General features: G+C 43.8%; 7 protein-coding genes. 5 read left to right on the forward strand and 2 right to left on the reverse strand.

Going from position 1 to position 7806, the window contains the following annotated elements:
* The first annotated feature begins 10 nt into the window (after window positions 1–10).
* The 5 genes from HQN88_RS09655 to HQN88_RS09675 all read left to right on the forward strand — a co-directional run bounded on the left by HQN88_RS09655 (window position 11) and on the right by HQN88_RS09675 (window position 6672).
* Complete coding sequence (locus HQN88_RS09655) at window positions 11–1324, forward strand: spore germination protein (protein ID WP_246320151.1); 1314 nt, start codon at window positions 11–13, stop codon at window positions 1322–1324.
* A gap of 1 nt (window position 1325) precedes the next feature.
* Entirely contained in the window at window positions 1326–2414 is a 1089-nt protein-coding gene (locus HQN88_RS09660; protein WP_173110407.1) for a GerAB/ArcD/ProY family transporter, read from the forward strand.
* A gap of 4 nt (window positions 2415–2418) precedes the next feature.
* Window positions 2419–3471, forward strand: a complete 1053-nt coding sequence (locus tag HQN88_RS09665; protein ID WP_173110409.1) for a Ger(x)C family spore germination protein — start codon at window positions 2419–2421, stop codon at window positions 3469–3471.
* Between the two features lie 231 nt (window positions 3472–3702).
* Window positions 3703–4482: an ABC transporter ATP-binding protein gene (locus tag HQN88_RS09670; RefSeq protein WP_173110411.1), complete on the forward strand. Its 780-nt coding sequence runs from the start codon at window positions 3703–3705 to the stop codon at window positions 4480–4482.
* Window positions 4483–4596: 114 nt separating this feature from the next.
* A complete protein-coding gene (locus HQN88_RS09675) occupies window positions 4597–6672 on the forward strand; it encodes a thioredoxin domain-containing protein (RefSeq protein ID WP_173110413.1) in 2076 nt (691 codons plus the stop codon).
* Window positions 6673–6853: 181 nt separating this feature from the next.
* Here the strand turns inward: HQN88_RS09675 and HQN88_RS09680 are convergent, their stop codons facing one another.
* Window positions 6854–7012: a DUF1540 domain-containing protein gene (locus HQN88_RS09680; protein WP_173110415.1), complete on the reverse strand. Its 159-nt coding sequence runs from the start codon at window positions 7010–7012 to the stop codon at window positions 6854–6856.
* 125 nt (window positions 7013–7137) lie between these two features.
* On the reverse strand, window positions 7138–7806 hold a 669-nt coding region (locus tag HQN88_RS09685; protein WP_173110417.1), incomplete at its 5' end, for an IS3 family transposase.

Genomic DNA, 7806 nt, shown 5'->3' on the forward strand with positions numbered 1-7806 from the left:
ATTGTCTATCATGTCCAGCTTGAAATATCACTTTGAAGAAGACAGGGAGTATATTTCGCGCCAACTATGGATAAGTAGTGAGCCAATAACCTTACTAGGATTAAGGACGCTTGTTAATTTCCCGCAATCTCTTACTATGGTGCGCGAACAGCTACACACAAGTGATGACGTAGATCACACAACACAAGATAGGCTGAAAGGTATTGGTCACAATGTTTCCGATTGTACACTAGACGAGATCATCACTGAAATATTAGATGGCATGCTCTTAGCTATTCATGAGCCATCTGGCACTTATATTAGCATCATTCCGGTTGCACAGCCAATCAACCGTTCAGTAGCAGTGCCTTTAACAGAAAATGTTGTTAGAGGGTCAAGCAGCGCTTTTAACGAGGATATTGGGACCAATGTAGGCTTGCTTCGAAAGCATATCAATTCAAGCGATTTGCAGATTGCGACGTATCGATTTGGGGAAGTAACCAAGAATTGCGTGATTTTGTCCTATTTGCATACAACGATTGATCCTACACTCCTTAGATCTATCATCAATGCAATCGAGTCAAATTTACATAAGGATATTAGTAATGTGCAAGAACTATCCAGAATGTTTGGATTCTCAGACTTTACACTGGTTACCCGTTACAATACTACGGAACTGCCACAGAGCGCAGCCCGAGCTTTGAAAAATGGTAGAGCGGTACTTTTCATTGAGCGATTGCCCTTTGCATTGGTATTACCGAGCCTTGTTTCAGATTTGTTTGTGATAGCAGATGATTCCAATCATCCGCGAGTGTTTGCTGTGATGCTAAGCTTCATTCGCATTCTAGGTGCGCTAATAACCCTCATAATCCCTGGCTTGTACGTTGCATTAGTATCAGTTAATCCGGATGTGTTACGGTTTGAACTGGCACATTCCATCGCAAGAAGTCGTGTAGATGTACCCTATCCAGCCATCGTAGAGACCTTATTATTGTTGTTTGTATTGGAATTAATATTGGAGGCCATTATTCGCCTTCCCCCAAGTATTGGACCGACACTTACCATGGTAGGGGGGATTGTACTCGGACAAGCAGTTGTAGAGGCGAAACTCGTAAGCAGCTTACTCATCATTGTATTGGCGGCTACCACAATTTCAAACGCGACGGTCGTCGGATATCAAAATGCACTCACGATACGATTGTTTAAATATGTATTATTAATTCTTTCTGCCATTTTTGGCGTACTTGGACTTTTGTTCGGGATTGTCATAATATGCTCCTATTTAGCAGGCGTAAAATCGCTTGGTATTCCGTATTTGCAATTGAAATATCCAAAAGGTGAATGAGATGTTCAAAAACTTGCAGGTTGCCGTCGTTTATATCATTACGCATCTAGGGTTGATATTCTTTGTATATCCAACAGATATCATAGCAAGTACACAGGAAGCACATTGGGCACCTATTCTGGCAGGGTATATCATCCATGTCATCATCGTTTTTGTTTATCTGAAAGGACTAAGTTATTATGGCAACCTAAACATCCTTCAAATATTGATCAACAAGAGTAAAGTTATTGCTTGGATGACGCTATTTCCAGTTTTTCTATATTTGTCACTGGTTATTGTGATTACGATAAGGGCGTATGCGGAAATCATTTCGATTGTGATTCTTGCGGATACACCAATCTGGATCCTCATGTGTGTATTGTTGGGGATACCTGTATTTATGATTATGCATGGAGGAATCAAAGCGCTCTTGAGGGCGGGGATTCTATTAGGAATCTTATTTCTTCCGCCAATGCTTTTCGTCATGTTCTCTGCCTTCCAAAACGTTGATATGTATTATGCACTTCCACTTATCCCAAAAGATCCCACGAAGATATTTTCATTTCTAACCCGCTTGTCCTACTATAAAAGCTTATTTGCATTTGCAGGTGGATTTTTATTTTTGGGGTTTATTCCTTCCGCTTTGACGTTTAAGCCCAAAACCATCTATATCAGCAGCGTAGTAGTACTCCTATTCTTTCTAGTTTCCGTTTATATTCCGATTCTGACATTAGGTGAAGAGACCGCACGGCAACTCGTGTTCCCTTTCATTTTTACAATAGATACAATAGAGATAAACTGGCTGATGTTTGACCGGATAACGATATTTTTTCTATTGAGCCTTATTGCGTTTGTCATGCTTTTTATTGCGATAACCTTATGGCAAATTGCCAGCTTAATTAGGACTAAAGTACAACAAATACCGAATCCCTATTTGCTGCCTGCCATCGCAATTGTAGTGTTACTCATTTGCCTATGTATTCCGGAGTGGGAGGATGTTGAGAAGCTCCTGCAGTGGAATTCATTTCTTCGGTTATATGTTTCTCTTGTCATACCAACCATTGTTTTCATTTTAGGGTACCGACATCATAGACGAGTCAGAGAAAGTTGATGTGATGCTTATGTTGAAATGGATCGTTGCCACATTATTGCTTTTTATCCTTAGCGGATGTTGGGACAACAAGGATATTAATCATCGTTCTTTGCCGATTGCTATGGGTGTTTCATATAGTCAAGGCAAATATACCGTTTTTCTTGATATTCCAAAAGTAAGTGTGAAGGATGCCATCGAAGTTGTTTCGGAGAGTGGGGACACCATTAATGAAATTATTGATCATATTAGCATGAACATGGAAAGTGAAATCGATCTTCTCCATTTAAAAATCATTGTCGTCGATAAAGAATTTGCCAAACACGGTTTAAATGATGGTGTTGCTAGCCTCATCCGATCTAGACATGTTTCCCCGAAAACATTATTCGTGATCTGCGATGAATCGCCAGAACGTTTTTTTCGGAAAATGGATCAAACGTCAACTGATGGGACTATGATTTATGATTTTTTTCAAAGAAACTGTGGCTTAAGTCCTGAGATTGCCTACACACAAACGTGGAAAATATTTCGGAGCATCCATTCGTTTACGAATGATGTTGTTATCCCTATTATAAAATCAGGAAATACAACGGTTCTTGAAAGCACGGGATCGGCAATCATCAAGAATGGCAAAATGGTGGGGCGACTCACGAATGAAGAAACCTTACTTATCAATGTATTTAATGGGAAACAAACGCAGGGGAAAATCGAAGTGACGGGTAAGGCTACGGTTCAAATTGTAAGTAACAAGCTTAGCCATCGTAGTTCGTTCTTGCATAATGAACCTTTATTGACGAGTAAGCTAAAATTAAAGGTAATCATCCTCGATACAAGAGGGGGAATAACGCAAGTAATGATTAAAGATGAACTCAGTAAGCTGGTGGTTGAAAGATTTGAAAAGTTATTTGAGAAAATAAGGCTCGGAGGAGCAGATGTTCTTGGGGTAGGTCAATATTTCCGACATGAATTAACACGGCAGCAATTAGAGGATTGGCGATCTCAGTATTTTGCAAATCTGAAAATTGATTTGGAGGTTTCAACGTCGATTCGAAATACGGGGAACTTGAAAGGTACTTAAATTGATAACGGCGAATACATGGAGGCGGCGAAAATATTCGCTGCTTCTATTTTTGTATCCATTTCGTATGGTAAACTTGACCTACTAAACAAATTGTATACAAGTTCAATCCGAAATGATAATCCGAATTTAAGATAAACGGACAGAAATGAGATTACCTAGGATTTCTTTCTTGTCTCAACAAACATCTGATGATACGATGAATACAGTTTGGAAAGGAGAGATCACCAAATGACACAAGTGATTGAAATGAATAAAATAGGGTGGACTAGGGACAACAAGATCATTCTGGATGATATTAATTGGCTGGTTGCCAAAGGAGAGCATTGGGCCATACTTGGACTTAACGGTTCAGGTAAAACAACACTGCTCAATATGATTAATGGTTACATATGGCCAACGAAGGGGCAACTATCTGTCTTGGGGCATCCTTTTGGCAGCGTTGATATAAGGGAATTGCGCAAATCGATCGGTTGGGTCAGTTCCTCGTTGCAGGAAAAGTTGTATGCTTCAGATAAAACACAGCACGTAGTTATCAGTGGCAAACACGCGTCTATCGGGTTATACGATAAGCCCACTGAGGAAGATTTCGAACGTGCAAGAGGATTTATGCAGCGGTTGTCTTGTCTGCATTTGTATGATCGCACTTATCAATCCTGCTCGCAGGGAGAGAAGCAAAAACTGCTCATTGCCAGAGCATTAATGGCATCACCAAAGCTGCTTATTTTGGATGAAGCTACGAACGGTCTGGATTTCCTATCCAGAGAAGCCTTATTAGCCAGTATAAGCGAGCTGGCCGTGGGACCGGATGCTCCGACGTTGATATTTGTTACCCATCATATTGAGGAAATTCTTCCGGTGTTTGGTCAAACATTACTTATTCGTCGTGGCGGAGTGTTTGCACAAGGAGATACGCGCGAAGTGCTGACAAGTAACAGTCTGTCATCCTTCTTTGAGACTTCAGTAGAAGTGAAATGGCAGAATCAGCGTGCTTGGATTTCGATTCCGTAGGTGTGTAAGGAGAATGATCTCGACTGCTAGCGTATCATTTATTATCTTTCTTTTGTATGCTGAACAGAGCACATTAACATCCATATTTTTCAACAACGAAGGAGCTGTTATCCCATGACAACTCACAACAACCCCAATAGATTAGCCAAGGAAAAGTCTCCTTACTTGTTGCAACACGCATACAACCCTGTCGATTGGTTTCCATGGTCCGAGGAAGCTTTTGATAAAGCGAAACAGGAGAATAAGCCTGTGTTCTTATCTATCGGATATTCTACCTGTCATTGGTGCCATGTCATGTCACACGAATCGTTCGAAGATGCAATCATAGCCAATATGTTAAATAAAGATTTCATCTCGATCAAAGTAGACCGTGAAGAGCGCCCCGACATCGATCACATCTACATGGCGGTGTGTCAGGCGATGACCGGACAAGGTGGCTGGCCGCTGACGGTGTTTCTAACACCTGAGAAAAAGCCGTTTTTTGCAGGGACTTATTTTCCACGGAGCCGCAAATATAATCGAGCAGGTATGGTTGAGATCATTGCACAGCTTGCAGGAAAGTGGAAGGATGATCCGGAGCGAGTTCGCGAGCTTGGAGAGCAAGTGACTACGGAAACGAATCAGAGGTTACTAGAAAATCAAACTGGCGGCATGCTGTCAGAAGAAACGCTACATGAGGCATTTCACTTATATGCGTCCAATTATGATGCTGAACACGGTGGGTTTGGTTCGTTTCCAAAGTTTCCAACCGCCCATAATTTGTCGTTTCTATTAAGATACTACAAGAAAACGGGTAATGAGCAGGCACTGGAAATGGTTGAAAAAACGTTAGACGCAATGCATCGCGGGGGTATTTATGATCATGTTGGGTTTGGATTCGCCAGATATTCGGTTGATGCCGAGTGGTTAGTACCGCATTTTGAGAAAATGCTGTATGATAACGCACTACTGGTGATGACGTATATTGAGGCTTATCAGGTGACAGGGAAAGATCAGTATGCCGAGGTTGCTGAACACATTATTACCTATGTTCTTCGCGATATGACGGATGAAGGCGGCGCATTCTATTCTGCCGAAGATGCCGATTCGGAAGGCGAGGAAGGCAAGTTCTACGTCTGGACGATGGACGAAGTGGAGGACGTGTTAGGCATTGATGAGGGAGATCTCTATAGCGAGATCTACGGTTTGACGGAGTCGGGGAATTTTGAGGGTAAAAATATCCCGAATCTACGCGACACGACGCTGGCGTCTGTGGCAAGGCGGAAGCAAATTCCGCTGGATGAGCTGAAGCAGCGGTTGGAGGCTGCCCGCGTCAAGTTGTTCGCGCATCGCGAACAACGGATTCATCCGGGCAAGGATGATAAGATTCTGACCGCGTGGAACGGTCTGATGATTGCAGCGCTGTCCAAGGCGGCACGCGCCTTGGACAAGCCTGAATACGCGGCCGCCGCAACGAAGGCCGCGGACTTCCTGCTTCGCGAGCTGCGCCGCGAAGATGGGCGCTTGCTCGCTCGCTATCGCGATGGCGAAGCGGCGTTCCTGGGCTACGTGGACGACTACGCGTTCCTCGTATGGGGATTGATCGAGCTGTACGAGACCACGTTCGAGCTGCGCTTTCTCCGTGAAGCGGTCCAGCTGAACGCAGAGATGCTTCGTCTCTTCGGTGACGAAGAGAAGGGCGGGCTCTTCTTCTACGGCAGCGATGCCGAGCAGCTGCTCACCCGCCCCAAAGAGATCTACGACGGCGCGATGCCGTCGGGGAATGGAGCAGCCGCGCTCAACATGCTGCGGCTGTCCAAGCTGACCTACGACGCGAAGCTGTCGCAGGCAGCGGAAGAGCAGCTCCAGGCATTCGCCGGAGCTGTCAGCAAGTACCCGCCGGGCCATGCGCTAACGCTGGCCGCGCTTGATTTCGCTTATGGCGCAGCCAGCGAAATCGTGATCGCCGGCGACCCGGCGCAGCCCGAAACGCAGCACATGCTGCGCAAGGTGCAGCGGCAGTACCTGCCGAATGCGCTGGTGGTTCTTCACCCGCCGGGCACGGCAGGCGAAGAGGTGCGCCAGCTAATTCCGCTGGTTCAAGATAAGCTGCCGCTAGGTGGGCGAGCAACGGCGTATGTCTGTGAGAATTTTGCATGCCAAGCTCCAACACAAGATGTGGAGGAGCTTGAAAATCTCTCTACTCACTAACAGCTCTCTTCAATTGAAAATCTGTCCACTTGAAAATCTCTTCTCAAATGACTGATAATAATTATCATTATTGGTTACAATAGACGTAGAAACATAAAAAGAGGCCCGAAGGCCTCTTTTCAAACTCTCTTTTAGATTATCTTTTAAACTCAACTTGTAGTCTCAATGTGTATAAACAGATTTAAACCTTAGATTCGAATGTTTTACAATCTGTTTCTTCCGAATTGCGCGCTTGATTACTACCGTGGTGGCTCACGATTGAAATCGAGCTAGCTTTGCATTTGTTCTCAGTAGCCCAGAATTTGCAGGAGTTCACTTCACACATTACGTCTTTTGCCATGTCTCTTTCACCTCCCTTACGTCTTAGGGTGGGCGAAAGGGACCTCTTTTTATACATGGTGCTATTAATTACTTATTTGAAGGGAACGTTGTATCTGAGTCAATAGAGTGGACACAAAAAATGAGCTAAGAAATCAGTTTTGTTTGCTTGTAAAACTGCGATTCAAATTTGTCTGGAGACAAATAGCCGAGCTTGCTGTGTGTACGCTTCCGGTTGTAGAAAAACTCAATGTACCAATAAATTCGTTGATGTGCTTCTTGGCGGCTTTGAAATTTATACCTGTACACTAATTCCCGCTTGAGGATGCTGTGAAAAGCCTCTATACATGCATTATCGTAGCAGTTACCTTTACGGCTCATACTGCGAATCATATGGTATTCTTTCAGCTGTTTACGGTATTCAGTGGCTGCATACTGTGAACCGCGGTCTGAGTGATGGATAAGGCCTTTAGCTGGTTTTTTAGCTTCATAGGCCTGTCTTAAAGCATCCAGCGTTAGTTCCACAGTCATGCGATTGCCGAGTTGCCAGCCTACGATTTTACGCGTAAACAAATCAAGAACGCTTGCTAAATAAAGGTTTCCTTGACGTGTATGGATGTACGTGATGTCGGTTACCCATACTTGATTCGGTCTTGTGCACACATCAAAATGCTGATTCAGCCAATTAGGAGCAATCGGGTGACTATGATTGGAATCGGTTGTTTGTACTTTGAATTTCGCTACAGTTTGTGAGCGTAAACTCTTCTCTTTCATGATGCGTCCAACCGTTTTGACAGCAACTTTGAAGCCTTTCTT

This window comes from Paenibacillus qinlingensis, assembly GCF_013204845.1.
GTDB classification, from domain to species: Bacteria; Bacillota; Bacilli; order Paenibacillales; family NBRC-103111; genus Paenibacillus_E; species Paenibacillus_E qinlingensis.